Origin of the sequence: Nocardioides bruguierae (genome assembly GCF_023656415.1) — a bacterium.
GTDB lineage: Bacteria > Actinomycetota > Actinomycetes > Propionibacteriales > Nocardioidaceae > Nocardioides > Nocardioides bruguierae.
In genome coordinates this window covers 237824-263916 of sequence record NZ_JAMOIL010000002.1, presented here as the reverse complement: position 1 = coordinate 263916, position 26093 = coordinate 237824, and the positions used below count along the sequence as shown (strand labels likewise).

Below are 26093 nucleotides of genomic sequence, written 5' to 3'. Positions count from 1 at the left end.
CCAGGACCGATGCTCAGGAACCAGCTCCCAGAAAGCTCTCTCGACGCTCCGCCGTACCCGCGGCCGGCCTCCGACACCCATACACCCCTCCAGGGCTAGGTGTTGCGACCACCGCATGAACCCAAGCGGCGTGTCGCCTGCAGAACGTCACGCACTGTCGCCGCGGGCCCAGCCAGGGACTCCCGATCCGTGGATGACTGCGGCCTTCCTCCGCCCCGCGGCACGGCGGACGGTGGAGCCATGACCGAGAACAGCACCGAGCAGACCACCGAGAACCGCACCGAGAAGACCACCGCCCGCGTCGCGCTCGTCACCGGCGGCAACCGCGGCCTGGGCCGCAGCGAGGCGCTGCACCTGGCGCGCGCCGGCGCCGACGTCGTCCTGACCTACCGGGGCAACGAGGCCGAGGCGCTCGACGTCGTGCGCAGCATCGAGGAGGAGGGACGCCGGGCGGCGGCCCTCCGGCTCGACGTCACCGCGCCCGAGACCTTCGACGCCTTCGTCGCCACGCTGCGCACCACGCTGGCCGACACCTTCGGCACCGACGGGCTCGACGTCCTGGTCAACAACGCCGGCACCGCCGGCTGGACCCCGCTGGGGGAGACCGACGTCGCCGAGGTGCGCCGCCTCCTCGACACCCACGTCACCGGCCCGGTGATGCTGACCCAGGCCCTGGCGCCGCTGCTGCGCGACGGCGGCCGGGTCGTCAACACCTCCACCGGCCTGGCCCGCTTCACCGGGGTCGACGGCTACTCCGTCTACGCCGCAGCCAAGGGCGCCGTCGAGGTGTGGACCCGCTACCTCGCCAAGACGCTGGCCCCGCGCCGGATCACCGTCAACGCGGTCGCCCCCGGCGCCACGGGCACCGACTTCGGCGGCGGCTCGATGCGCGACGACGAGACCGTGCGCGGCCACCTGTCCGGGCTCATCGCCATGGGCCGGGTGGGGGAGCCGGACGACATCGGCGCGACCGTCGCCGCGCTCGCGTCGCCGGGCATGGGCTGGGTGACCGGCCAGCGCGTCGAGGCCTCGGGCGGGATGAACCTCTGAGGGCCGCACGCGGGAGAGGATGAGGACCGTGGACCGACCCCAGCTCGCCGACTTCCTCCGCACCCGCCGCGAGGCGCTGCAGCCGGAGGACGTCGGCCTGCCCCGCGGGCCTCGCCGCCGCACGACCGGCCTGCGGCGCGAGGAGGTGGCCGCCCTGTGCGGCATGTCGACCGACTACTACGGCCGGCTCGAGCAGCAGCGCGGCCCGCAGCCCTCCGAGCCGATGCTCGGGGCGATCGCCCGCGGTCTGCGGCTCTCGCTGGCCGAGCGTGATCACCTGTTCCGCCTCGCGGGGCACGGCACGCCGACGCGTGTGCGACGCAGCGACCACGTGGACGCCGGCCTCATGCGGGTCCTCGACCGGCTGGTCGACACCCCGGCCCTCGTCATCGGGCCGACGGGGGAGACGCTGGCCCAGAACGACCTGGCGCTGGCCCTGCTCGGCGACGAGACGGCGCTCACCGGCGACCGTCGCTACGTCACCTACCGGTGGTTCACCGAGCCGGCCGCCCGGGGGACCTACCCGGCCGAGGACCACGACCTGCGCGGACGTCAGTTCGCCGCCGACCTGCGCGAGGCCTACGCCCGCGACGGTCGCGGCTCGGTCGCGGAGCGGCTGGTGGAGTCGCTGCTGCGCGAGAGCGAGGAGTTCGCGCGGGTCTGGGCCGAGCACGAGGTCGGGCACACCCGCACCCAGGTCAAGCGGTACGAGCACGCCGCCGTCGGACCGCTGGAGCTGTACTGCCAGAGCCTGCTCGACCCCGAGCAGCACCACGTGCTGCTCGTGCTCACGCCCGAGCCGGGCAGCGCGTCGGCCGAGAAGCTCGAGCTGCTGCGGGTGCTGGGGCCCGCCGCGCGCTAGCCGGCGCGACGGCCTCGGGACAGCACCCGCGCCAGCCCCACCAGCGCCCCGACGAGGCCGACGGCGGTGAGCCCGAGGACCGTCAGCAGGGGGCCACGCAGCCCCAGCCCGGCCTCGGCCCAGCCCAGCGCGTAGTAGCTGTACCAGGCGACCAGCAGGACGAGGAGCGCCGCCGGCGCGGCGAACGCCACCCGGCTGCCCCGGCGCAGCGCCGGGATCGCCAGCAGGGTCGGCAGCACCACGATCAGCAGCAGGTCGGGGGCGGCGTCCGCGTCGCGCAGCATGAGGTCGAGGGGGCTCACCCGCTCAGCGTGCCACGGTCGGGCTCGCGGTCGGCTCGCTCCTCGGCCGGCAAGTGGGTGGTCTCGACGTGCGCTCGTCGCCGGGGCTCCTCGCTGCTCGACCACAGGACCGGTGCGCTCGTCGCCGACGTCGGTGGTCGAGGTGCGAGGCCGGCCACGGCCGAGCCTCGAGACCGCCGCACCGTCGCGGACCGCCCGCCACGGGGCCGATGGTCGTCGGTGCCGGGGGAGCGCGGCGGCTCGCCTAGGGTGGTCGGCGTGGAGCAGAGGGGAGCCGGCGCACCGGCGCGCACGGTGACGGCCGTGGTCGTCACCTTCAACCGCCTGGACCTGCTCACCACGCTCGTCGAGCGGCTGGCGGAGGTCCGCCGGGTCGAGCCCGCGCTGCGCGAGGTGGTCGTCGTCGACAACGCCTCCACCGACGGCACCGGCGACTGGCTGGCGCAGCAGGCGGCGGCGCACGACTGGCTGACGGCGCTCACGCTGACCCACAACCAGGGCGGGGCGGGCGGCTTCCACGACGGGCTGCAGCACGCGGTGGAGCGCACCGACGCCGACCTCGCCTGGCTCATGGACGACGACGGCCTGCCGGACGTCGGCTGCCTCACCCGTCTCCTGGCCGAGGACGACCTCGACTTCTGGGGCCCGCTGGTGATCGACCGGGAGGACGCCGGCCGCCTGGTCTTCCCGATCCGGCTGCCCGGCGGCACCCGCGTCGTCCACGCCCTCGCCGACGTCGAGCGGGCGGCGGGGGAGACCCATCTGCTGCCCGAGATCGTCATCCCGTTCAACGGGGTGCTCGTGACCCGCGCCCTGGCCGAGGAGGTCGGCTACCCGCGCGCGGAGTTCTTCATCTGGGGCGACGACCACGAGTACCGGCTGCGGGTCGAGAGGGCCGGCGCGCGCATCGCGACGGTCACCGACGCCGTCGTCCGCCACCCGTCGGTGGGCCGGCTGGGCACGCCGATGATGGGTGGGCGCACGACCTACAACCACAGCCCCAGCGACCTCAAGGGCTACTGCATGGCCCGCAACAACACCGTCAACCTGCGCACCTACCGCGGCTGGGCGCACGTCGGTGCCTTCTGGGCCAAGACCCTGTGGTTCTACACGCTCACCCACCGCGACCTGCGTCGGCTCGCGCTGAGCGCCCGCGGGGCCTGGGCGGGGCTGTGGGGCGACTTCACCGGGCACGAGAGGTTCCTGCGATGACCAGCACCCCCGTGACGCGCCGCGACGGGCAGGAGAGCGTCGCCGTCGTCGTCGTCACCTACAACCGGGCCGACCTGCTCGCCCGGATGCTCGAGGGTCTCGAGGCGAGCGAGCGTCGGCCCGACCTCGTCCTCGTGGTCGACAACGCCTCCACCGACCACACCGCCGAGGTCCTGGCGCGCCCCTGGAGCCTGCCGCTGAAGGTGCACACCACCCCCGAGAACCTCGGCGGGTCCGGCGGCTTCCACGTGGGCACCCGCGAGGCGCTCGCGGCGGGCGTCGACCGCGTGTGGCTCGTGGACGACGACGTGGTGCCCGCGCCCTCCTGCCTCGGCGTCCTCATGGACCTCGACGAGGACGCGCTCTTCTCCGTCCGCGAGGACCTCACGGGGGCGCTGTGCGAGAAGGCCGCCGTCCGCTTCGACCTGACCCACCCGTGGGTGATGAAGCCCAAGACGGCCTCGGTCGAGACCGCCTACGGTCACCGCTCGACCATGCCCGCGCTGGTGGAGCTGGAGAACGTGGCCTTCGAGGGCCTGCTGCTGCGCCGCCGCGTCCTGGAGGCGGTCGGTCTGCCCGACCCGTCCTTCTTCATCTTCTACGACGACGTGGACCTGGCGATCCGCATCCGCCGCGCGGGCTTCCGCATCCTCGCGGTGCGCGACGCGGTGCTCGTGCGCCAGCTCGGCTTCGACCAGCAGCACGACCTGTCGGGCTGGAAGGGCTTCTACATGTACCGCAACCTGTTCGTGGTGCACTTCCGCTACGGCGAGAACGCGCTCGTGCGGGCCAAGCCGTACCTGCTGGCGGCCCTCGTGGTGCTGCTCAGCCCCGTGCGCGGCGGGCTCGGTGAGGCGCGCAACGTCCTTCGTGCCCTCGCCTCCGCGCGTGGGATGCGGCCTCTGCCTCCCTCATCCGTAGACTGACCGACCGTGCCCCAGAACTCCCTTCCTGACCTCGTCGTCGTCGGCTCCGGTTTCTTCGGTCTGACCATCGCGGAGCGGTGCGCCTCGCAGCTGGGCCTGAAGGTGCTCGTGCTCGAGCGCCGCTCCCACCTCGGTGGCAACGCCTACTCCGAGTTCGACGAGGAGACCGGCATCGAGGTGCACAAGTACGGCACCCACCTGTTCCACACCTCCAACGAGCGGGTGTGGGAGTACGTCAACAAGTTCACCGACTTCACGAACTACCAGCACCGGGTCTTCGCCAAGTACCAGGGGCAGGTCTACTCGTTCCCGATGAACCTGGGGCTGATCAACCAGTTCTTCGGCAAGTCCCACACCCCGGACGAGGCCCGCGCGCTGATCGCGGAGCAGGCCAGCGAGATCGCCACCGAGGACGCCACGAACCTCGAGGAGAAGGCGATCTCGCTGATCGGCCGCCCGCTGTACGAGGCGTTCGTGAAGGGCTACACCGCCAAGCAGTGGCAGACCGACCCGAAGGAGCTGCCGGCGGCGACGATCACCCGTCTGCCCGTGCGCTACACCTTCGACAACCGCTACTTCAACGACACCTACGAGGGCCTGCCGGTCGACGGCTACACCGCGTGGCTGGAGCGGATGGCCGAGCACGAGAACATCGAGGTCCGCCTCGAGACCGACTTCTTCTCCGTGGTCGACGAGTACAAGGGCAAGGTCCCGCTCGTCTACACCGGCCCCGTGGACGAGTACTTCGGCTACTCCGCCGGTCGCCTGACCTGGCGCACCATCGACCTCGAGCGCGAGACCCTCGACGTCGACGACTACCAGGGCACCGGCGTGGTCAACGCCAACGACCCCGAGCTGCCCTACACCCGCACGCTCGAGTTCAAGCACCTGCACCCCGAACGCACCTACCTGCCGGGCAAGTCGATCGTCGTGCACGAGTACAGCCGCTTCGCCGAGGAGGGCGACGAGCCGTACTACCCGATCAACACCGCCGAGAACCGCGAGAAGCTCCTCGCCTACCGCGACCTCGCCAAGGCCGAGCCGAACGTGCTGTTCGGCGGCCGCCTGGGTACCTACAAGTACCTCGACATGCACATGGCCATCGGCTCCGCCCTGACCATGTTCGAGAACAAGCTGCGCCCCCACTTCGCCGAGGGCGCCGACCTCACCAGCGGAGGAGTGGACGCATGAGCGCCCCGACCACCACCAGCCCCGAGACGCAGGCCCCGGCGCCGACCGCCACGCGGCTGCTGCAGCGCCAGGTGCTGCCCAGCGCGGACGACTTCGACGTCATCGCCCTCTACGTCGACAACGCCCAGCACACGGTCGACCTCGACCGCGGCGACGACGAGAAGGGCAGCGGCGTCTCCCTGGCCTTCGGAGGCCGCGAGCTGCACCCCGACCAGCTGCTCTCGCGCACCGGCTTCCGCGTCCGCTCCGGCGAGCGGATGAGCTTCGGCACCTACTTCAACGCGTTCCCCGCCAGCTACTGGCGCCGGTGGACCATCGTGAAGGCGGTCGAGCTCACCGTCCGCGTGACCGGCCAGGGCGCCAGCGTCGTGGTCTACAAGTCGATGGCCCGCGGCTCCCACCAGCGCGTCGACTCCGCCTCCACGGGCACCGAGGAGCAGGGCACCTTCACCTTCGAGCTCACGCTCAAGCCGTTCGCCGACGGCGGCTGGTACTGGTACGACGTCATCGCCGGTGAGGCCGACGTCGTCGTGGAGTCCGCCGAGTGGACCGCGCAGGTGCCCGAGGACAAGGCCCAGCACGGCACCCTCGACCTCGCGATCACCACCATGAACCGCCCGGAGTTCTGCTCCGAGCTGCTCGCCCAGCTCGGCGACGACGAGGCGCTCGAGCCCTACCTCGACACCGTCTTCGTGATGGAGCAGGGCAAGCAGAAGGTCGTGGACGCCGAGGCGTTCCCGGCCGCGCAGGAGGCGCTCGGCGACACCCTGAAGGTCATCGAGCAGGGCAACCTCGGCGGCTCCGGCGGCTACGCCCGCGGTCAGCTCGAGAGCCTGCGCAAGGGCACCGCCGACTACGCGATGATGATGGACGACGACGTCGTCTGCGAGCCCGAGGGCATCATCCGCGCGGTCACCTTCGCCGACCTCGCCCGCCGCCCCACGATCGTGGGCGGCCACATGTTCAACCTCTACGCCCGGGCCCGCATGCACAGCTTCGGCGAGGTCGTGCAGCCCTGGCGCTTCTGGTGGCAGTCCGCCCCCGGCGTGAAGTCCGACTGGGACTTCGCCACCAACAACCTGCGGGCCTCCAAGTGGCTGCACCAGCGCGTCGACGTCGACTTCAACGGCTGGTTCATGTGCCTCATCCCGCGCGTGGTGATGGAGGACGTCGGCCTCTCGCTGCCCGTCTTCATCAAGTGGGACGACTCCGAGTACGGCCTGCGCGCCAAGGAGGCCGGCTACCCCACGGTGACGTTCCCCGGCGCGGCCGTGTGGCACGTCCCGTGGACCGACAAGAACGACGCGCTGGACTGGCAGGCGTACTTCCACGTGCGCAACCGGTTCATCGCCGCGCTGCTGCACTCCAAGTACGACAAGGGCGGGCGGCTCATCACCGAGTCGCGCAACCACCAGATCGCGCACCTGGTCTCCATGCAGTACTCGACGGCCGAGCTGCGGCACAGGGCGCTCCTCGACGTGCTCGAGGGCCCCGGCGCGCTGCACGAGACGCTCGCGACGACGCTCCCCGAGATCAACGCGATGCGCAAGAAGCACACCGACGCCCAGCTGGAGTCCGACCCGGACGCCTTCCCGCCGGTCAAGCGCACGAAGATGCCGCGCAAGGGCCGCGAGGACTTCGGCCCGCCGTCGCCGCGCACGGCGTTCGTGGTCGCCGCGACCCAGCCGCTGCGCCAGCTGCGCCCGGTGCGCGAGCTCTCGCGGACCAACCCCGAGACCGAGATCCGTGCCCGCGACGCCAAGTGGTGGCGCCTGGGCAAGTTCGACTCCGCCGTGGTGTCGATGAACGACGGCTCCTCGGCCGCGCTGTACCGCCGCGACCCGGAGACCTTCCGCGACATGATGTCGAAGACGGTCGCCATCCACGCCCGGCTGCGCCGGGAGTGGCCGCGCCTGGCCCAGCAGTACCAGGACGCCCTGGGCGAGATCACCTCGCCGGAGGCGTGGGAGCAGACCTTCCGCCCGTGGACGGACGCGACCGACGGCGCCGATGACTGAGACCCCCTCGCACCCCGAGGACCCCTCGGAGGGCGGCCCCACCGGCGCCTCCGAGGGCACCGAGGGCGGGGCCGGCAACCGGGGCGGCGGCAAGGGCCCGCGCAAGGGCGGACGAGGCCCCGCCGGTCGCGCCGGCGCCGGCCGTCAGGCCGCGTACGTGGTGGACGCACCGCTCACCACGCCGTCCCCCAGCCCGGGGCTGGTGGAGGTGTTCCGGCACCGCTACCTGCTGCGGCTGCTGGTGCGGCGTGAGATCCAGGCGCGCTACTCCGGCTCGTTCCTCGGGCTGCTGTGGTCCTACATCAACCCGCTGAGCCAGTTCCTCATCTACTACGTGGTCTTCGGCATCATCATGGGCCGCAACAGCGTGGAGGCCTACGCCGTCCACGTCTTCTGCGGCCTCGTGGTCGTCCACTTCTTCACCGAGACCTTCAACGCCGGCACGCGCTCGATCGTGCGGAACAAGGCGCTGGTGCGGAAGATGGCCGTGCCCAAGGAGATGTTCCCGGTGGCCAGCATGCTGGTCTCGCTGTACCACGTGCTCCCGCAGGTGGTGATCCTCGTGGTGGTCTGCCTGTTCTACGGGTGGACCCCCGACCCGCTGGTCCCCGTGGCGCTGCTCCTGGCCCTGGCGATCGTGACCTGCCTGGCGACCGCGCTGGCGATCGTGTTCAGCGCGGCCAACGTGTTCTTCCGCGACTTCTCCTCGGTGGTCAGCATCCTCACCAACGTCGTGCGGTTCGGCGTGCCGATGATCTACCCCTTCCGCGACGTGGCCTCGAAGCTCGGCGACACGCTGGCGGCGGTGTACCTGTGGAACCCGATCGCCGACGCGGTCCTGCTGGTGCAGCGGGCGTTCTGGGTGGGCGCCACCCCGGACCCCGAGGCCTCGGCCGCCACCGAGCTGCCTGACCACCTGTGGGCCTACGGTGGCGTCATGCTGGTCGTCTCGGCCGTCTCCCTCGTGCTGGCCCAGCTGATCTTCCGCCGCCTCGAGAACAAGATCCCGGAGCGCCTCACGTGAGCTTCCCCGAGTCGACCTCCATCGTCGTGGAGAACGTGTCCAAGGAGTTCACGCTCCGCTACCAGCGCACGTTCAAGCAGGTCACCGTCGCGAAGATGCGCGGCGAGGCCACCAAGAGCAGGTTCAAGGCGCTCGACGACGTCTCCTTCACCGTCGAGCAGGGCGAGTCGATCGGCCTCATGGGGCTCAACGGCTCCGGCAAGTCGACGCTGCTCACGCTCATCAACGGGGTCATGCGCCCGGACGGCGGCCGGGTGCTGACCCGCGGTCGCATCGCCGGCCTCATCGCGACCGGCGCCGGGTTCCACCCGCAGCTGACCGGGCGCGAGAACATCTACCTCAACGCCGCCGTGTGCGGGATGACGGAGAAGGAGACCGACGCCAAGTTCGACGAGATCGTCGACTTCGCCTCCATCGGCAAGCACCTGGACTCCCAGGTGGGCAACTACTCCTCCGGCATGTACGCGCGGCTCGGCTTCGCGGTGGCCGTCAACGTCGACTGCGACATCTTCCTCGCCGACGAGGCGCTCGCGGTGGGCGACAAGCCCTTCAAGCGCAAGTGCCTGGACAAGATGCAGGAGATCCGCGACTCCGGTCGCACGATCTTCTACGTCTCCCACGCGGCCGGCTCGGTGCGGAAGATGTGCGACCGGGTGCTCGTCCTCGAGAACGGACGCCTCGGCTTCGACGGCCCGGTCGACGAGGGCATCCACTACGTCAAGTACGACTCCGACGACGAGGACAACGACGACGACGAGCTCGGCGCCGACGTCTAGGTCCGGGTCCCTGCCGGGCCGGCGCCCGCCGGGGTGAGCTCCTCGGCGAGGCGGTGACCCCACTCCCGGGCGCGCTCCACCTCGCCGTCGACCAGCGGGCCCTCCACGTCCCGGACGAGGAAGGTCGTCGGCTCGTCGAGCACGCGGTAGCCCTGGGCCCGCAGCAGGCGGGCGATCCGGCCGGAGGCGCCCGGCAGGCGGCGGACCCGGGTGACCCGGGTGTCGAGCACCGCCACGCACGGCCGGGTCGGTCCGCCCTCCTCCAGCCAGCGGCACAGCCACTCGCGCAGGCCGCGCTCGGGGGTGCCGGTCGCCCCGCGCCGCAGCGCGTCGGACCGGCTGTCCGGGCGGCTCAGGGAGAAGGCGTGCGTCGGCGCGGCCAGCACGACGAGGTCGGTGCCCGGCCCGGGGTGGCCGGTGCGCGGGTCGCGCACGTCGGCGACGCGGGTGTCGATCCCGCTTTCCTCGATCCCGGCGGCCACGGCCTCGGCCACGAGCCGGGTGTTGCCGAACAGGGACTCGTGAGCGACGAGGCACCTCTCGGTGCGCCGGTGCGACGGTTCCATGACCTCCACTGTGCGGCGCGGCCGACGGGAGCGGGGGAGTCGCTCGTACCGGGCCGCCGGGGACCCAGGGCCCGCGTCCGCGTGCACAGGACCGGGCCGGTCGCCCCCGCGTGCCGGTCGGCGGCCCCTCGCGCCGCCGACCGGCCCGCGCACCACGTCCGGGTCGACGTGATCGGCCGCCCCGGACGAGGTGAGGTGGGCACGTGACCCCCGACGGGCCTGCCCCGGGTCGCACGTCGTGCGGCACGCGCCGCCCCATGGACGGCGCGGTGCACGCCCCGGTGTCCCTCCGGGTGGCGTGCGACCCGTCGTGCAGTCTCACGCTCCGTGCCGCGGCGTGAGAACATCCCACGTGGTCGCGACACCTCTGACGCGACAACGTTGTCGCGTCGGTGCGCGACCGCCGGGGGGAGACGTGGTGCAGCAGGACCGGGAGCAGGGCCGGGAGCAGGACGGGGGAGACCGTCCGCGGAGCGACGCGTTCCCGCACGTCGAGCCCGGGGACGAGGACCTCACCGGCGTCGTGCAGCTGCTCGGTGGCACCTACGGGCGGGACGGCAGGTCGCACCCGCGCTCGCCGAACGAGCCCGAGGTGCGCTGGTGCCTGGAGGCGGGCGTGCGGGCGCTGTTCGAGGAGTTCTGCGCGTTCGAGCAGGGCGAGCACCAGGCGGTGCTGCCCGCCAACGAGCTGCTGGGTGCGGTGTCCCTGCGCCGGGTGATGGTCGCCTACGCCGACCTGCTCTCCGAGCACGGCCGCGACCCGGGGCACGCCAGCCGGGACAGGGTGCTGCGCCGCTGGGGGAGCACCACCGCGTTCCAGCGCGACGTGCTGCGCTACCTGTACCGGCCCGGCCACGAGCGGGCCCGGCACGCGCAGCGGGCCGAGCAGCTGCGCGGCCTCTACGACCTGCCGTTCGGCGAGGTCGCCCGGGTGCTCTCGAGCGAGGAGTCGGACGTCCAGGGGACCGACCCCGTCATCCAGCTCCAGATCGCGCTCCAGGCGGCGTTCCCGGCCGACCGCCGGCTCCAGGAGCTGGTGCGGGCCAACTACGAGCACCGGCTGGAGGCCTGGGCGCGGATCTACGAGGACGTGGCGGAGGCCTTCGGCCTGCGGGTGACCCGCGCCGGGTTCACGTTCCGCGACGTGGCGGCGGTGTACAACACGATCGTCGAGGGCGTGCACCAGCGGCTCACCGCCCACCCCTCGCTCGGACTGCTGGAGGACGGCCGCTCCCTGGCCCTGGAGATGACGATGATGATGACCGAGAAGCTGGACGGCCGCCCCTGGTCCGAGCTCGCGGACCTGCGAGCCGGCCGTGGCCCGCGGGGCTGAGGTGGGCGTGGTGCGACGGTCGGCAGGCTCGCGGACGCCGGTGTTCCCCGGCGTCCTCCCGGGCGACGAGGACCTCGACGAGGTGGTGCAGCACCTGGGAGCCCGGTTCTCACCCACCGGGCTGCCCGAGCAGCGTTCGGCCGACGACCCCGAGGTGCGCTGGTGCCTGGAGGCGGGCGTCCGGGCCCTGTTCGAGGAGTTCTGCGCGTTCGAGCAGGGTGAGCACGAGGCGGTGCTGCCCGCCAACGAGCTGCTCGGCGCCGTCTCGCTGCGCCGCGTGATGGACGCCTACGCCGACCTGCTCACCGAGCACGGCCGCGACCCGGGCCACGCCAGTCGCGACCGGGTCCTGCGACGCTGGGGGAGCACCACCGCGTTCCAGCGCGACGTGCTGCGCTACCTGTACCGGCCCGGCCACGAGCGGGCCCGGCACACGGCGCGGGGCGAGGAGCTGGCCCTGCTGCTCCAGCTCCCGCTGGGCGAGGTGGTGGCGCTCCTGGGCGAGGAGGAGGCCCGGGTGCAGAACGAGGACCCCGTGATGCAGCTGCAGGTGGCCCTGCAGGCGGCTTTCCCGGCCGACGCCCGCCTCCAGGCGCTGGTGCACGAGACCTACGAGCGCCGGCTCGCGGCGTGGGCGCCCCTCTACGAGCGGGTCGCCGGGGCCTACGGCGTCACCCTGACCCGTGACGACTTCGACTACCTGGACCTGGCCGGTGCCCTGAACACGATCGTCGAGGGGGTGCGGCAGCGCACCACGTCCCACCCCTCGCTGGGTCGCACCCGTGCGGGCGCGTCGCTGGCGGTGGAGCTCATCGGCATGGTGCTCTCGCAGCTGGACGGGCGGCCCTGGCGCGAGCTGGCTCTTCTGCGGGCCACCGGCGAGGTCGGCCCCGACGGGGCGTGACGTCTGCGACCCGTGACGCCTGCGACCCGTGGGGGAGTGGTCGCCTCACGAGGTCTTCACTGTCCCGGGACGACTAGACCGCCGGGTTCGGCCCCTTCGGAGCCGCATTCGACGCAGAATGGCGCGGAGCCGGACGATTTCCTTGACAGCGTCCGGCGTGGCGACTGGAAATTACAGGGTTGTAGTTACTCACGACAACTTCCGTGACTGCTGTGACTCATGTGAAAGTTGCGCCGAGTGTGAATCTCCCCCGCGCACCCGAAGGACTCGCATGCCCCACCGCAGGACCCGCCTCGCCGCGGCCGCCCAGTCGATGCTCGCCGTCGGCGTGGTCACCGCCGCCCTGCTCCCCGCCACCGGCGTCATCAGCCTCGACCTCGGGCCGGCCACCCAGACCGGCACCGGGGCGAGCAGCGCCTACTCCGGGCAGCTGTCCGCGTACGCGCGGTCCGCCGCCCAGGCCTCCGAGCTGCCCGACGGCCCGGTGGAGACGGACCTGACGGAGGTGAGCCTGACGGCCCCCGCGTCGGCGCGCGCCGCCGCCCGCACGGACGTGGAGGCGACCCAGGCCCTCAGCCGCGGCACCGCGAGCCTGGTCAGCGAGCCCCAGGACGTCGAGATGGCCGGTGGCCTCGTCGGCATCAGCTGGTCCCACGACTCGGTGGCCGAGGACGCCGACCTCGGCTTCGAGATCCGCACGGAGACCGACGGCGTCTGGACCGCCTGGGCCGAGCTGGAGTTCCACGACGAGCACGCCCCCGACCCGGACAGCGAGGAGGCTGCCCACGCCCGCCAGGGCACCGACGCGGTGTGGGTGGGCGACGCGGACCGCGTCCAGGTGCGCGCGAGCGACACCACCGGCGCCCTGCCGGCCGACATGCGCCTGGCCCTGGTCTCCCCGGGCACCAGCGAGGAGACCGTCTCCGAGCGCGCGGCCATCGACACCTCCACCATGGACGGCGGCACCGGCGACGACTCCGTCTACGTGGCCACCGGCGTGGAGAGCGCCGAGGACTCGGCCGAGGTCACCGGCGAGGCCACCGCCGCCGCGGACGCCTCCGCGACCGCGGCCGGCGCCGCCGCTCCCACGACGGACGCCGCGACCGACGCCACCAGCACGGCGACCAGCACGGCCACCAGCACGGCGACCAGCACGGCGACGGCAGAGCCCACCGAGGAGCCCACCGAGGAGCCCACCACCGAGCCGACCGACGGGGCGGACGACGCGACCCTCCAGGCCGCCACGCTCTACACCCCGAAGCCGGTCATCTACTCCCGCGCCCAGTGGGGCGCCGACGAGTCGATGCGCTCGAAGTCCTCGCTGTCCTACTACGAGGTGCACGCGGGCTTCGTCCACCACACGGTGAACGCCAACAACTACACGCGCGCCCAGGTGCCGGGCATCATCCGGTCGATCTACGCCTACCACACGCAGTCCCTGGGCTGGTCCGACATCGGCTACAACTTCCTGGTCGACCGCTTCGGCCGGATCTGGGAGGGCCGCTACGGCGGCGTCGACCGTCCGGTGGTCGGTGCCCACACCTACGGCTACAACTCCTACTCCTTCGCCATGTCGGCGATCGGCAACTACGAGACCGCCAAGCCGAGCAGCGCGATGGTGCAGGCCTACGGGGCCCTGTTCGCCTGGAAGCTCTCGCTGCACGGCGTGGACGCCTCCTCGACCAAGCAGGTGGTCGGGCCGGACACTTTCCAGGCCATCAACGGGCACCGGGACGCCGGCCAGACGGCGTGCCCCGGCCAGTACCTGTACAACAAGATCGGCCGCATCCGGAAGCTCGCCGCCGCCGCCCAGGTCGGCTGGTCGGGGCGCGACCTCCGCAGCGACCTGCTCGGCAGTCGGCACCCCGACCTGGTGGTGCGGCGCGCGAAGGACGGCGAGGTGCTCGTCGTGCCGACCGGCGGGGTCAGCCGCTTCACGAAGGTGGTCGGCGTCGCCGTCGGGGCCGACATGCGCGACTACACCGGGCTGGTCCTGACGCGCGACATCACCCGCGACGGCATCCGCGACCTGCTGGGCGTCAACGAGGACGGCTCCCTCGACGTCATGCCGGGGCTGGAGGACGGCGGCTTCGGTGCCCCCACCCGCACCGTGCGGGCCACCCGGGGCCAGGAGATGGTCACCGCCATCGGTGACGCGAACGGCGACGGCAAGAACGACCTGGTCGCCGTCGACGCCGAGACCGGCGCCCCGATGCTGCTGCTCGGCGCCAAGCCGGGTCGGTTCCGCGCCCGCGTCCTCGACGACGACTGGTCGCGCTACACGCGGCTCGTCGGCGTCGGTGACCTGGACGAGGACGGGAACCCCGACGTCGCCGGCCTCACCCCGGGCGGCAACCTCGTGCTGCACCCCGGTGCCGGGCGCACCTTCGGCAAGCCGGTGCGGGCGGCCGAGGCGGTCTCCTGGAAGAACGTCGTGGCCGCCGGGGACTGGAACGAGGACGGTCACCGCGACCTGCTGGCGCGCACCTCCGACGGCACCGGGACGATCCTGCTCGGCCGCGGCGACGGCACCGTCGGTGGCGGCGTCGGCTCCATCGGCAAGATCAAGCGTGGCGTCATGGTGGCCGGTGGGTTCGACCTGCGGGGCAACGACTCCCCGGACCTGCTGCTGCGTCGCGGCGGCAACCTGGTGGCCGCGGTCAACAACGGCACCTACGAGACCGGCGCCCCGGTCGACACCGGGCTCCGGCTGGCGTCGGCGACGCTGATCCTCAACGCCGGCGACTGGGACGGCGACGGCTTCGGCGACCTGATCGTGCGCAACGGCAAGGGCGTGCTCCAGCTGCGTCGCGGTGACGGGCGTGGCTCGTTCGGCAAGCCGGTGAAGCTGGCCTCCGACATGAGCGGGGTGCGGCTCCTCGAGGTCGTCGGTGACGTCACCGGCGACGGCTGGCCGGACCTCCAGGGCCAGCCGCGCAAGGGCTCGCTGCGGATCTACCCCGGCCGCGGTGCACGCACGCTCGGCAGCAGCTACACCGCGCACAGCGCCATCCGTGGCACCCGGCAGATCGGCATCGGCCGCTGGGACGCCGACGGCGCCCCCGACACCCTCTTCCGTCAGGGCGAGAACCTCGCCCTCTTCGACGGCAACGGGCCGGGCGGCCTGCTGGACGGCACCACGCTGGGCCTGACGGTGAAGCGGTACAACCAGATCACCGGCATCGCCTCCGCCCGCCTGGGCCGCTACGCCGACCTGGTCGTCCGCGCGAAGGCCAACGGGACGCTGTTCCTGCTGCCCGGCTCCCGCTCCGGCTTCACCCAGCGCGTGCCGCTGATGGAGGGGGCCGACGCCTACGACGTGATCGACTGACCCGAGCACGGGTCGCGCGCGCCGGGGACGGGCGGCGCGACCCGCCTGGTCGGGCGGACCGGGAGGGGCTCAGCCCCGACCGGCCCCGCTCGCCGGGTGCCACGCGTCGACGCGCTCGTCGCCCGCGAGGGCGGCCAGGCGCTCCGCGTCGGCACCCGCGACCAGGACCAGGGAGCCGCTGCGCGCCAGCGGCTCGACGAAGGAGCCGAGACCGGCCGGGGAAGCCGGGCTCAGCTCCGCCAGGAGGCGGCCGCCGTCGGGGAGGAGACTCCCTGCGGCGGCCGCTCCGAGCACCTGCGACTGCGTCGGGGCCGGGCCTCCGGCCGGGTCGAGCACCGCCTCGTCCTCGCCCGTGGGCGGGTCGTAGGGGGCGAACGCGTCCGGCTGCGACCACACGGCGACGCCCAGGTCGACCACGTCGGCCGGGACGGGCTCGCGGAAGCGCACCCCCAGCGGGAGCAGCGCCGAGGCCAGCACCGGCACGTCGCCGGCGCGCGGGGCCCACTCCTCCAGGGTCGGCGCGCCGCACACCACGGCGTCCGCCTCGTCCGCGGCGGCACCGAGCGGACCCGCACCGAGCCCGCCGGCCAGGACGACCCGCAGCCCCACCGTCCAGGCGGCCCCGAGCACCACCGGGGCCAGCCAGTGGGTCGGCAGGTCGACGACGAGGGTGTCGCCGCGCTCGAGGTCGTGCTCCTCGACGAGGAGCGAAGCGGTCTTGGCCACCCAGTTCGCGTACGTGGTCACCGACAGCTCGGTCCGCTCGCCCGTGGCGACGTCGTAGAAGGTCACGAGGGGGCGGCCGGGGTTGCCGTGCAGCTCGCGCTGGAGCAGGGCTGAGAAAGTCGTCACGAGTCCGACCATAGGGGGCGCGGGGCTGGGGGCCCGCCCCTACGATCGCCGCCATGACCCTCGACGGATCGGGCTCCACCAGCCCCATCGACAGCTTCTACGCCGTGGTCCCCGCCGGTGGTGCGGGCACCCGGCTGTGGCCGCTCTCGCGTGCACGATCGCCGAAGTTCCTCCGCGACCTCAGGGGCAGCGGACGATCCCTCCTCCAGGAGACCTGGGACCGGCTCTCGCCCCTGTGCGAGGACCGCTTCCTGGTCGTCACCGGCTCCGCCCACGCCGACGCCGTCGGCAGCCAGCTCGACAAGGTGCCCGCCGAGGCGATCCTGACCGAGCCCGCCGCCCGGGACTCCATGGCCGCCATCGGCTACGCCGCCGCGGTGCTGGAGCGCCAGGACCCCGACGCGGTGATGGGCTCCTTCGCCGCCGACCACGTGATCACCGGCGAGGCGGAGTTCGCCGCGGCCGTGGCCACCGCCGTCGCCGTCGCCCGCGAGGGCTGGCTGGTCACCCTCGGCATCGAGCCGACCTTCCCGTCCTCGGCGTTCGGCTACATCCACGCGGGCGCGCCGCTGGCGGGCCACGACGGCGTCAGCGTCGTCGCCGAGTTCGTGGAGAAGCCCTCGGTCGAGACCGCCACGGAGTACCTGGCCGCCGGCGGCTTCCGCTGGAACGCCGGCATGTTCGTCGCCCGGCCCTCCACGATCCTCGACCTGCTGCACACCTGGCACCCCGCGTTCGCCGACCGGCTCCGCGAGCTCGCCGCCGACCCGAGCCTGGTGGAGCAGGCATGGGCCGACCTGCCCAAGATCGCGCTCGACCACGCCATCGCCGAGCCCGCCGCCGCGGCCGGCAAGGTCGCCACCGTGCCCGCGCCCTTCGGCTGGGACGACATCGGTGACTTCGACTCCCTGGCCACCCTGCTGGGCGGGGAGGAGCCCGAGGGCACCGTCGTGCTCGGCGAGGAGAGCCTCGTCCAGGCGGTCGAGACCTCCGGCCTCGTCGTGCCGCACGACAAGCTCGTGGCGGTCGTGGGCCTCGACGACGTGGTCGTCGTCGACACCCCGGACGCGATCCTCGTGACCACGCGCGAGCGCGCCCAGGACGTCAAGAAACTCGTCAACGCCCTCAAGGACGGCGGACGAGGCGACCTGACCTGACCTGACCTGGTCTCACTGGGCCTGACCTGAGCGGCCCGTCCCGGCACCCGCCACGGGGCGGGTCGCTCAGGCGCGCGGCTCCAGGCGCAGGCGCCGGTCACCGTCGGTGACCGCCGCCCAGCCGTGCGCGGCCAGCACGACGTCGAGCAGCGGCCGTGCCCGCGGGTCGGCGACCGCGACGCCGAGGCCGTCCGGCCCGTCGTCCACGGTCACGGCGTCGCCGCACGCGCGGGAGAGGACCTCCCGCAGCTCCTCGGCGTCCAGCGGGGCGCCGAACGCGGGCAGCGCCCCCGGGTCCGCGTCGGGCGATCCCAGCAGCACCGCGACGGCCTGGACGACGGCCTCGCGGGCGCCCCAGCCGAAGAGGTCGGCGCCCTCGGGCCGCACCAGCGACCGCGCGCCGGGGCCGGGCTCGTCCAGCACGAGGTCGGCGCGGCCACGCAGCACCGCGAACGGCCGGGCCGCCAGCTTGCCCTGCGCCAGCTCGGCTGCGCCGGCCAGCTCGTCGGCCACCGCGGGCAGGGTGACGACCAGCGGGTTGCCGTGGGCGTCCTCGCGCCCGGCGAAGCTCTCGCTGACCCGCAGCCCGGCGGCGCCGATCGCGACGTCGGTCTGCCCGTCGCGCCAGGCGCGACCCATCGTGTCGGTCACGAGGACGCCCACGCGGGCGCCCGTGCGGGCCACCAGGGCCGCCCGCAGCCGCTCCGCGGAGGCGTCCGGGTCGGCGGGCAGCAGCAGCGCGGTGCCGGCCTCGGTGTTGGAGGCGTCCACGCCGGCCGCCGCCATGGTCAGCCCGAGCCGGTTGCGGACGATCCGGGTGCCCCCGCGGCGAGCCACGACGCGCGCGCCCGGGGCGGCGACCTCCTCGGCGACGGCGGCGTCGCGGCCGCCGTGACGCACCTGGCCCTCGGCCTTGCTCACGACCTTGCTCGTCACGGCCACCACGTCGCCGTCGGCCAGGGTGAGCGCGCCCTCGAGCGCGGCGAGCAGCAGGTCGGCGAGGTCGTCGCCGGCCCGCACCTCGGCGACGCCGTCGGGCGCCCAGACGGCCAGGCCCGGGAGCGGGTCGCTCACGAGACCAGGTCGATCGCGGCGGCGGCCATCGCGGCGGTGGCGGTCTCGTCGGTCATCATCAGCGGCACGGCGGCGGCCCGCAGGCCGGCGGCCTCCAGGCCCGGCACCGCGCCGGCGTCCCGGGTGTCGACGAGCCAGCCGTCCAGCACGCCGCCCTCGCTGCGCGCGCCGTAGTGGCGCCCGACGGCCTCGGCCGAGGCCTGCACGCCGATCGCGGCGAGCACCTGCTCGGCCATGCCGCGCACGTGGTGGCCGCCGACGATGGGGGAGAGACCCACGACGGGCGCGGGGGTGGCGCGCAGCGCCTCGCGCAGGCCGGGGACGCCCAGGATGGTGCCCACCGAGACCACGGGGTTGGACGGCGGCACGACGACGAGGTCGGCCTCGGCAAGGGCCTCCAGCACGCCGGGTCCGGGCGTCGCGTCGCCCTGGCCCACGACCACGACCTGCTCGGCGGGCACGGAGGCGTGCAGCCGCACCCAGTACTCCTGGAAGTGCACGGCGCGGCGGCCGCTGGGCTCGGCCTCGTCGGCGATCACCACGTGCGTCTCGACGCGGTCGTCGGTCATGGGGAGCAGGCGCAGGGCGTCGCCGAAGCGGGGGGCCAGCCAGCGGTCGCACAGCGCCTGCGTGACGGCGGAGAGCGGGTAGCCGGCCTCCAGCATCTGGGTGCGCACGAGGTGGGTGGCGACGTCGCGGTCGCCCAGGCCGAACCAGGTGGGCTCGACGCCGTAGGCCTCCAGCTCGGCCTTCACGCTCCACGTCTCGTCGCGCAGGCCCCAGCCTCGCTCGTGGTCGGAGCCGTCGCCGAGGGTGTACATCACCGTGTCGAGGTCGGGGCAGATCTTCAGGCCGTGCATCCACACGTCGTCGGCGGTGTTGGCCACGACGGTGACGACGGCGTCGGGGGAGACCCCCGGCAGGGTGCCGGCCCGGACGCCGGCGAGCAGGCCCTCGAGGAAGCGGGCACCGCCCGTCCCGCCGGAGAGCACCGTGATCGCGCGCAGGGGGCTGTCCATGGGACCTACTGTGCCCGAGCGCGTCGCCCGGCGTGGCGCCCGGGTCCGAGGCCGGTACGGACCGGGTCCGGGGACTGGTCCGGACATCCGGACCTGGCCGGTCTGGCACCCGTGGGGGTGAGCCGCCCGGGCGACCGAAACGTCCGTGTCACGCTCCGGATACCCTGACGACGCCACTTTGGTCACACATTTGGCCCAGCTGGGCCGTATACCACCGAACGGCTTGACTGCCCGGGTACGACAGGCATGTAATTCCACCAGTGTCAGCAGCGGGGGCGCGCGGATCACCAGATGTGATTCCGACGTTGGTGACCAAGTCGTACGGGTCGAAAGGGCGGGTCGATGAGAGAGCTGTTTCTCCTCGAGATGGACGCCGACGAAGGCGGATGGCAGGAACGCGCCCTGTGCGCGCAGACCGACCCGGAGGCGTTCTTCCCCGAGAAGGGCGGGTCCACGCGGGAGGCCAAGAAGGTCTGCCTCACGTGCGAGGTCCGGTCCGAGTGCCTCGAGTCGGCACTCGAGAACGACGAGCGCTTCGGCATCTGGGGCGGTCTCTCCGAGAGGGAGCGCCGCAAGCTGAAGAAGCGCGCAGTCTGACGTCGACGCCCCGGCCACGGCCGGGGCGTCGGTCATTTCCACCGGGCCCGGGCCCAGCCCGTTCCGTCGACTCCGCCGTGCTGGGTCGGACCGATACTGTTGCCGATCGTGTCAGCAGCGGGGGAGACGACCAGACCGGACGAGGCGGGCGGGGCCACCAGGGCGGCCGCCCGTTCCCACGGCGCGGACGTCGGCGGAGCCGGTGAGGTCGGTGCCGTCGGCGTGATCGTGGTGAGCCACGACGGCGAGCGCTGGCTGCCCACCGTCATCGACGCGCTGCGCGGCCAGTCCCGCCCGGCCGACCAGGTCGTCTGCGTCGACACCGGCAGTCGCGACGGCTCGGCCGAGCTGCTGGAGGCCGCCTTCGGGCCCGTCGCCCGGCTGCCCCGCGAGACGGGGTACCCCGACGCCGTCCGCCGTGGCCTGGCGATGCTCGCGGACGAGGTCGACTGGGTCTGGCTGCTGCACGACGACTCCGCCCCCGAGGCCGACGCGCTGCTGGCGCTGACGCTGGGCACCCAGGACTTCCCCGAGGCCGACCTGCTCGGCTGCAAGCACCGCGAGTTCCCCTCCCTGCGGCGCCTGCTCGAGGTCGGGGTCACGATCACCGGCACGGGCCGGCGCGAGACCGGCCTGGAGCGCGGCGAGTACGACCAGGGCCAGCACGACGACGCGCGCCGGGTGCTCGCGGTCAACACCGCCGGGCTGCTGGTGCGGCGCAGCGTCCTGGAGGAGCTCGGCGGGCTGGACCCCCGGCTCCCCGTCTTCGGCTCCGACATCGACCTCGGCTGGCGCGCGGCCGCCCGCGGCCACACCACCGTCGTGGTGCCGCAGGCCGTGGTCTTCCACGCCGAGGCCTCCCACCGCGGCCTGCGCCGCACGCCGCTGACCGGGCGGCACACCCACTTCGCGGAGCGCCGGGCCGCCCTCTACGTCCTGCTGGCCAACAGCCGGGGCGGGTGGCGCCTGCCGTTCCACCTCGTCCGGCTGACCCTCGGCACGCTGCTGCGGATGCTGGGCTTCCTGCTCCTGCGCTCGCCGGGCGAGGCCCTCGACGAGCTGGCCGCGCTGCTGGCGACGGTCGCCCAGCCGCGGATCATGCGCGCCGCGCACAAGGAGCGCCGCGCCGCCGCCACCGCGCCCGCCGGGCAGGTGCGCTCCCTGCTCCCGCCGTGGTGGCTGCCCTACCGGCAGGGGCTCGACCTGGTCGCCGACCTCCTCGCGGCCCTGTTCAGCAGTGCCGCGGACGTGGCCGAGCGCCGTCGTGAGGCGGCCGCGGCCGCCGACCCGTCGTCCTTCGCCGCCCGCCGGCTGGCCGCCGAGCGTGCCGCCGCCGAGGCCGAGGAGGGCGACGTCGGCGCCGACACCGGCGCCGTCGCGCGCTTCCTGTCCAACCCCGTCGCCGTGGCCCTCACCGTGCTGGTGCTCAGCCTGCTGGTCGCCAGCCGGGACGCGTGGGGCACCGTGGTCGGCGGCGGCCTCGCCCCCGCGCCGGACACCCTCGGCGGGTGGTGGCAGGTGTGGACCGAGAGCGTCCACGACGTCGGCTCCGCCAGCGACGTGCCCGCCCCCGCCCTGGTCGGTCCGCTGCTGTGGCTGGGCGCGGTGCTGGCCGCCTCCCCGGCCCTGGCGGTCTCGGCCGTCATGGTGCTGGCCGCCCCGGTGGCGCTCCTGGGCGCCTGGCGCTTCCTGCGGGTCACCGGCCGACTCGTCCGCCCCCGCGGGCTGCCGCGGCCCCTGCTGCTCGTCGGCTCCGCCGCCTGGGCCCTGGTGCCGGCCTGGTCGGGCGCCTGGGGCGACGGGCGTCTCGGCGCCGTGCTCGCGGGTGCCCTGCTGCCCTGGCTGGCCCACGCCGCCCTCGGCTTCGCCGACCCGGAGGCGGACCGGCGCTGGCGCGCCGCCTGGCGCACCGGGCTGCTGCTCGCCGTCGTGACCGCGGGCGCCCCCAGCACCTGGCTCGTGGCGCTCCTGCTGGTCGTCGGCCTGTTCGCGGTCGGGCTGCGCCTGGCCCCGAGCCTGGTGCGGGCCGCCTCGGTGTGGGGCCCCGTCCTGGTCGCGCTGGCGGTGCCCCTGGCGGTGCTCCTGCCGTGGTGGCTGCCCACCCTCGTCCAGGTCGGGCCCGCGGCCCTCGTGCTCGACCCGGGCGTCCAGCCCTCGCCCGCCCCCTCGGGGCTGGACCTGCTCGCCGGTCGGCTCACCGCCGACGGCTGGCCCCTGGCCGCCGGGCTGGTGCTGCCGGTGCTCGCGCTGGCGGCGCTGCTGCCGCGGCGCACCCGGGCGGCGGTGGCCGGGGCCTGGGCGGTGGCGCTGGCCGCGACGGTGGTCGCGCTCGTGCTCTCGCTCGTGCAGGTGCCGCTGGCCGGCGGGACCACGCCCGCCGGGGTCGCGGGCCCGCTGCTCGTGCTCCAGGCCGCCCTCGTCGTGGCCGCCGGGCTCGGCGCGCTGGGCGCGCTGCTGGACCGGGAGGAGACCGCGGACGGCGGCCTGCGGCACCGGCTGGTCGCGGCCGGTGCGGGCCTGGCGGCCGTGGTCGCGGCCCTCGTGCCGCTGGCGGGCCTCGGCTGGTTCCTGGCCGGCCCGGACGCGCTGGGCGAGGAGCCCGCCTCGGTCGTGCCCGCCTACATGGTGGTGCTCGACAACGACGGGCAGGTGCCCACCGTCCTCGTGCTGCGCGGCAGCCTGGCCGACGGCCTGGTCTACGAGGTGCGCCGCGGCGGCACCGCGACGCTGGGCCGCAGCGAGGTCGCCGCCCTCCAGCAGCCCGACGACGCACTGACCGACGTCGTCACCAGCCTCGTCTCGCGCCCCACCACCGAGGACGTCACCGCGCTCGGCGACCTCGGCATCACCTACGTCGTGCTCAGCGCCGTCGACGACACCGGCACCCGCGCCGACCGCCGCGTCGCCTCCGTCCTCGACGCGGCCCCGGGCCTGACCCAGGCCAGCACCGAGGGGCGCACCACCCGCGCGTGGCGGGTGGAGGAGGTCAGCGGCGTGGACGCACCGGTCGCGGCGACCAGCACCGGACGCCAGGTCCTGGTGTGGCTGGGCGCGGCCGGCGTGGTCGTCGCCCTGCTGGGCTCCGCCCCCAGCAGACCTGGCAGCAGGCAGTCCTCCTCCCGGGTGACCGGGCGCGGCCGACGGGCGCAGGCCCTCGGGGACGGCGCCACCACCGCGGACGAGGCCACCACCGGCACGAGGGGGACGCAGGCATGAGCGAGCACCAGCCCGACCAGCAGCCCGACCAGCAGGACTCTCGCCCGGAGGGCCGCCGCCGCGCGGCCGCCGCGTCCACCGCTCCCACCGGCCCGACCGGACGCCGGCCCGCCGTCGCGACGGTGGCGGCCGTCGTCCTGGTGGTGCTGGTCGTGGTGGCCGCCCTGCTCTCCCGGCCCGCCGCCGGCGGAGCCCCCGGCGGCGCCGCCCCCGAGGCGGTCGCGCTCGCGACCGACGTCGTGGCCTGCCCGGCCGCCCTGGGGGACGCGGGAGGCCGCTCCGGTGGGGACGACACCGGCGTCACCGTGCTCTCCGACCCCACCGTCGCGCTGGACGCGGCGGGGGTGACGGGCACGGACGGCGACGGCGGCACGGGCAGCGACGTGACCGCCGCCGGCGACTCCCTGGACCTGACGGCCGCCGAGGGCCGCAGCAGCGCCTCGGTCGGCTCCGTCGGCCGCGCGGGGGAGACCGAGGTGCTGGGCAGCGGCGACCTCGCCGCGGGCCTGGCCGCCACCCGCACGTCGGCCGGCACCGACCTGGCCGCCCTCGACTGCCCCTCCACCACCACCGACCAGTGGTTCACCGGCCTCGGTGCCGCCCCGGCCCACTCCTCGGTGCTGGTGCTGCACAACCCCGACGCCGGCACGGCCACCGCCGACCTCGTCGTCCACGGACCCGACGGCACCCTCACCAACGACCGGCTGCGCGGCGTCTCGGTGCCGGCGGGCGGCACGGTGCGCCTGCGGCTGGCCGACCTCGTGCCGAGCACCGGCGAGCTGGCGGTGCAGGTCAGCGTGGACCGTGGCCGCCTGGCCGTGACGGCGGTGGACACCGTCGACCGGATCGCGGCACGCACGACCTCGGAGTACCTCGTGGGCCAGTCCTCAGCCTCGAACCGCTCCGTCCTCGCCGGCGTCGCCGACCTCGGCGAGGACCTCGACGTCGCGACCCTCGTGGTGCACAACACCGGCACCGACCGCACCGACGTGAGCGTGCGGCTCGTCTCCGACCGGGCCACCTTCGACGCCGCCGGCACGGGTCGGCTGCGCGTGCGGCCCGGTGCCACCGCCACGCTCGACCTCACCGACGTCCTCACCTCCCGTGCGGCGCGCGACGCGCTGGCCGTCGTGGTGAACGCCGACCAGCCGCTCACCACCACGCTGCGCACCGTGGTCGGCGGGGACCTCGCCGAGATCACGCCCGTCAGCCCCCTGACCTCCGGCGGCTCGGTCGCGCCGGCCGGGCTCGCCCTGACCGGCACGGCCTCGACGCTCGTCCTGACCGCCGACGAGGGCGGGTCGGGCGCTGGGTCGGGCGCTGGATCGGGTGAGGACGGCGAGGACGGTGCCGGCAGGCTCACGGCCCGCGTGAGCGTGCTGGCTGCGGACGGCACGGTGCTGTCCGGCGAGCAGGTCCGCGTCACGCCGGGCGCCGCCGCGCGGCTCTCGCTGCCGGCGCGCGCCGCCGCGGTGGTCGTGGAGCCGCAGGACGGCGGGCTGCGCGGCGCCGTCGTCGTGGGCGGCCCCGACGCCGACGGCACGGCCGTGCTGGGCCTGCGCACGCTGGAGGCGACCACGCTGGTGCCGCACGTGCGCCCCGGTGGCCTGGACGCCGGCGCGGGAGGCTGAGCGGGCTGCCGGTCGGTGAGGTGGGGGCTCAGTCCCGCGGCTCGTCGCCCGGGTCGTAGGCCGGGTCCACGTCCTCCGGCGGCAGCCGCAGCAGCTCGGCGACCCGCTCCACCACCACGGTGTGCAGCAGCGCCGCCAGCTCGTCGCGGTCGCGGGCCCGCAGCTCCAGCGGCCGCCGGAACACCACGACGCGCGGCGGCGTGCCCGCCTCGTCCGGGCCCTCCCCGGGCTGCGCGGGCAGGAGCCGGGTGAGCGGGACCTCGTCGGCGTCCGCCTCGACGCGCGGCACGTCCTCGACCGCCCACTCCACGTCGGCCAGCTCGCCGGTCCACCGCTCCACCAGGGCGTCGGCGACGTCGAGGACGAGGTCGTCGAACCGCTCCGAGCGGGTGCGGTGCGGGCCCCGACCCAGGGGGAGCGGGGCGGGCATGTCGCCGGGCAGGACGGCGGGGCCGCGCCCGGAGCGTCCGTGCCGGTTGCGACGGCGCACCGGGCCGGCGCCCGCGGTCGTCTCCGTGCGCCCCTCGGTGGGGCTCGGTCGCGACGCGCTGCTCACGGGGGCGAGCCTACGCAGCGCGGGCCCGCGCGCGCGGCGGTGCCCGCGGTGGGTCGGCGCCTGCTGTGTGGCTGCGGTGTGGCTGCGGTGCGCCTGCGGGGCCCGCTGCGGGGGCGGAGGTACGGTCTACGGCGTGAGTCCGACCCGCCGCTGCTCCCGCACCGCCTGCGGCCGGGCGGCGGTCATGACGCTCACCTACGTCTACGCCGACCAGATCGCGGTCCTGGGGCCGCTGGCCACCTACGCCGAGCCGCACGCCTACGACCTGTGCGAGGCGCACAGCGAGCGGCTCTCGGCGCCGCGGGGCTGGGAGGTCCTGCGGCTGGCCGCGCCCCAGCAGTCCGGCCCGTCCAACGACGACCTGCTGGCGCTGGCCGACGCGGTGCGCGAGGCGGGCCGCCCGCGCCCTGTGACGAGAACCACTCCGCCCGACGGGCCCGAGGGTGGCACGGGTCGTCGCGGACACCTGCGGGTGCTCGGCCCCGACGCCTAGGCT

Annotated in this window: 22 protein-coding genes; 16 read left to right on the top strand and 6 right to left on the bottom strand. The window is 74.4% G+C overall.

Features of this window, described 5'->3' with window-relative positions; genetic code table 11:
• Nucleotides 1-240: 240 nt before the first annotated feature.
• Together M8330_RS03675 and M8330_RS03670 are read left to right on the top strand one after the other, a co-directional pair.
• Complete coding sequence (locus M8330_RS03675; protein ID WP_250826229.1) at nt 241-1050, top strand: SDR family NAD(P)-dependent oxidoreductase; 810 nt, start codon at nt 241-243, stop codon at nt 1048-1050.
• 28 nt (nt 1051-1078) lie between these two features.
• A complete protein-coding gene (locus tag M8330_RS03670) occupies nt 1079-1912 on the top strand; it encodes a helix-turn-helix transcriptional regulator (RefSeq protein ID WP_250826228.1) in 834 nt (277 codons plus the stop codon).
• Here the strand turns inward: M8330_RS03670 and M8330_RS03665 are convergent.
• On the bottom strand, nt 1909-2214 hold the full coding sequence (locus tag M8330_RS03665; RefSeq protein ID WP_250826227.1) for a hypothetical protein: 306 nt from the start codon (nt 2212-2214) through the stop codon (nt 1909-1911). The genes M8330_RS03670 and M8330_RS03665 overlap by 4 nt on opposite strands.
• Nucleotides 2215-2472: 258 nt before the next feature.
• Here M8330_RS03665 and M8330_RS03660 point away from each other — a divergent pair, with 258 nt between their 5' ends.
• The 6 genes from M8330_RS03660 to M8330_RS03635 are packed head-to-tail and all read left to right on the top strand — an operon-like array spanning nt 2473 to nt 9361.
• Entirely contained in the window at nt 2473-3426 is a 954-nt protein-coding gene (locus M8330_RS03660; protein ID WP_250826226.1) for a glycosyltransferase family 2 protein, read from the top strand.
• Nucleotides 3423-4352: a glycosyltransferase family 2 protein gene (locus M8330_RS03655; RefSeq protein ID WP_250826225.1), complete on the top strand. Its 930-nt coding sequence runs from the start codon at nt 3423-3425 to the stop codon at nt 4350-4352. The genes M8330_RS03660 and M8330_RS03655 overlap by 4 nt, the downstream gene beginning before the upstream one ends.
• Nucleotides 4353-4358: 6 nt before the next feature.
• Nucleotides 4359-5543, top strand: coding sequence for a UDP-galactopyranose mutase (gene glf, locus M8330_RS03650; protein WP_250826224.1), 1185 nt, complete (start codon nt 4359-4361; stop codon nt 5541-5543).
• Entirely contained in the window at nt 5540-7561 is a 2022-nt protein-coding gene (locus tag M8330_RS03645) for a glycosyltransferase (RefSeq protein WP_250826223.1), read from the top strand. Before glf ends, M8330_RS03645 begins: the two co-directional genes overlap by 4 nt.
• The gene (locus M8330_RS03640) at nt 7554-8585 is read left to right on the top strand and encodes an ABC transporter permease (protein WP_250826222.1); all 1032 of its coding nucleotides are present in this window, start codon (nt 7554-7556) and stop codon (nt 8583-8585) included. Before M8330_RS03645 ends, M8330_RS03640 begins: the two co-directional genes overlap by 8 nt.
• Entirely contained in the window at nt 8582-9361 is a 780-nt protein-coding gene (locus M8330_RS03635) for an ABC transporter ATP-binding protein (protein WP_250826221.1), read from the top strand. Before M8330_RS03640 ends, M8330_RS03635 begins: the two co-directional genes overlap by 4 nt.
• Here M8330_RS03635 and M8330_RS03630 read toward each other — a convergent pair.
• Entirely contained in the window at nt 9358-9927 is a 570-nt protein-coding gene (locus M8330_RS03630) for a flavodoxin family protein (protein ID WP_250826220.1), read from the bottom strand. The genes M8330_RS03635 and M8330_RS03630 overlap by 4 nt on opposite strands.
• Nucleotides 9928-10345: 418 nt before the next feature.
• Between M8330_RS03630 and M8330_RS03625 the strand changes: the two genes are divergently transcribed.
• The 3 genes from M8330_RS03625 to M8330_RS03615 all read left to right on the top strand — a co-directional run bounded on the left by M8330_RS03625 (nt 10346) and on the right by M8330_RS03615 (nt 15495).
• A complete protein-coding gene (locus M8330_RS03625; protein WP_250826219.1) occupies nt 10346-11260 on the top strand; it encodes a hypothetical protein in 915 nt (304 codons plus the stop codon).
• A gap of 10 nt (nt 11261-11270) precedes the next feature.
• Entirely contained in the window at nt 11271-12164 is an 894-nt protein-coding gene (locus M8330_RS03620; protein WP_250826218.1) for a hypothetical protein, read from the top strand.
• A 271-nt stretch (nt 12165-12435) separates the two neighbouring features.
• Nucleotides 12436-15495, top strand: coding sequence for an FG-GAP-like repeat-containing protein (locus M8330_RS03615; protein ID WP_250826217.1), 3060 nt, complete (start codon nt 12436-12438; stop codon nt 15493-15495).
• A gap of 69 nt (nt 15496-15564) precedes the next feature.
• On the opposite strand, the gene M8330_RS03610 is transcribed toward M8330_RS03615, so the two are convergent.
• Complete coding sequence (locus M8330_RS03610; RefSeq protein ID WP_250826216.1) at nt 15565-16347, bottom strand: TIGR03089 family protein; 783 nt, start codon at nt 16345-16347, stop codon at nt 15565-15567.
• Between the two features lie 53 nt (nt 16348-16400).
• On the opposite strand from M8330_RS03610, the gene M8330_RS03605 reads away from it, so the two are divergent.
• Nucleotides 16401-17504 (top strand): mannose-1-phosphate guanylyltransferase, encoded by a 1104-nt coding sequence (locus tag M8330_RS03605; protein WP_250826215.1) that lies wholly within the window; start codon nt 16401-16403, stop codon nt 17502-17504.
• A 66-nt stretch (nt 17505-17570) separates the two neighbouring features.
• Here M8330_RS03605 and cofE read toward each other — a convergent pair whose 3' ends face one another.
• Nucleotides 17571-18578, bottom strand: a complete 1008-nt coding sequence (cofE, locus tag M8330_RS03600) for a coenzyme F420-0:L-glutamate ligase (protein WP_250826214.1) — start codon at nt 18576-18578, stop codon at nt 17571-17573.
• On the bottom strand, nt 18575-19597 hold the full coding sequence (cofD, locus tag M8330_RS03595) for a 2-phospho-L-lactate transferase (protein WP_250826213.1): 1023 nt from the start codon (nt 19595-19597) through the stop codon (nt 18575-18577). Before cofD ends, cofE begins: the two co-directional genes overlap by 4 nt.
• A 342-nt stretch (nt 19598-19939) precedes the next feature.
• Between cofD and M8330_RS03590 the strand changes: the two genes are divergently transcribed.
• The 3 genes from M8330_RS03590 to M8330_RS03580 all read left to right on the top strand — a co-directional run bounded on the left by M8330_RS03590 (nt 19940) and on the right by M8330_RS03580 (nt 25041).
• Nucleotides 19940-20194, top strand: a complete 255-nt coding sequence (locus M8330_RS03590) for a WhiB family transcriptional regulator (protein ID WP_250057770.1) — start codon at nt 19940-19942, stop codon at nt 20192-20194.
• Nucleotides 20195-20302: 108 nt separating this feature from the next.
• Nucleotides 20303-23410, top strand: a complete 3108-nt coding sequence (locus M8330_RS03585) for a glycosyltransferase (protein WP_250826212.1) — start codon at nt 20303-20305, stop codon at nt 23408-23410.
• Complete coding sequence (locus tag M8330_RS03580) at nt 23407-25041, top strand: DUF5719 family protein (RefSeq protein WP_250826211.1); 1635 nt, start codon at nt 23407-23409, stop codon at nt 25039-25041. Before M8330_RS03585 ends, M8330_RS03580 begins: the two co-directional genes overlap by 4 nt.
• Nucleotides 25042-25069: 28 nt before the next feature.
• Here M8330_RS03580 and M8330_RS03575 read toward each other — a convergent pair whose 3' ends face one another.
• The gene (locus M8330_RS03575; RefSeq protein ID WP_250826210.1) at nt 25070-25597 is read right to left on the bottom strand and encodes a metallopeptidase family protein; all 528 of its coding nucleotides are present in this window, start codon (nt 25595-25597) and stop codon (nt 25070-25072) included.
• A 133-nt stretch (nt 25598-25730) separates the two neighbouring features.
• On the opposite strand from M8330_RS03575, the gene M8330_RS03570 reads away from it, so the two are divergent.
• The gene (locus M8330_RS03570; protein ID WP_250052957.1) at nt 25731-26090 is read left to right on the top strand and encodes a DUF3499 domain-containing protein; all 360 of its coding nucleotides are present in this window, start codon (nt 25731-25733) and stop codon (nt 26088-26090) included.
• Nucleotides 26091-26093 lie beyond the last annotated feature (3 nt).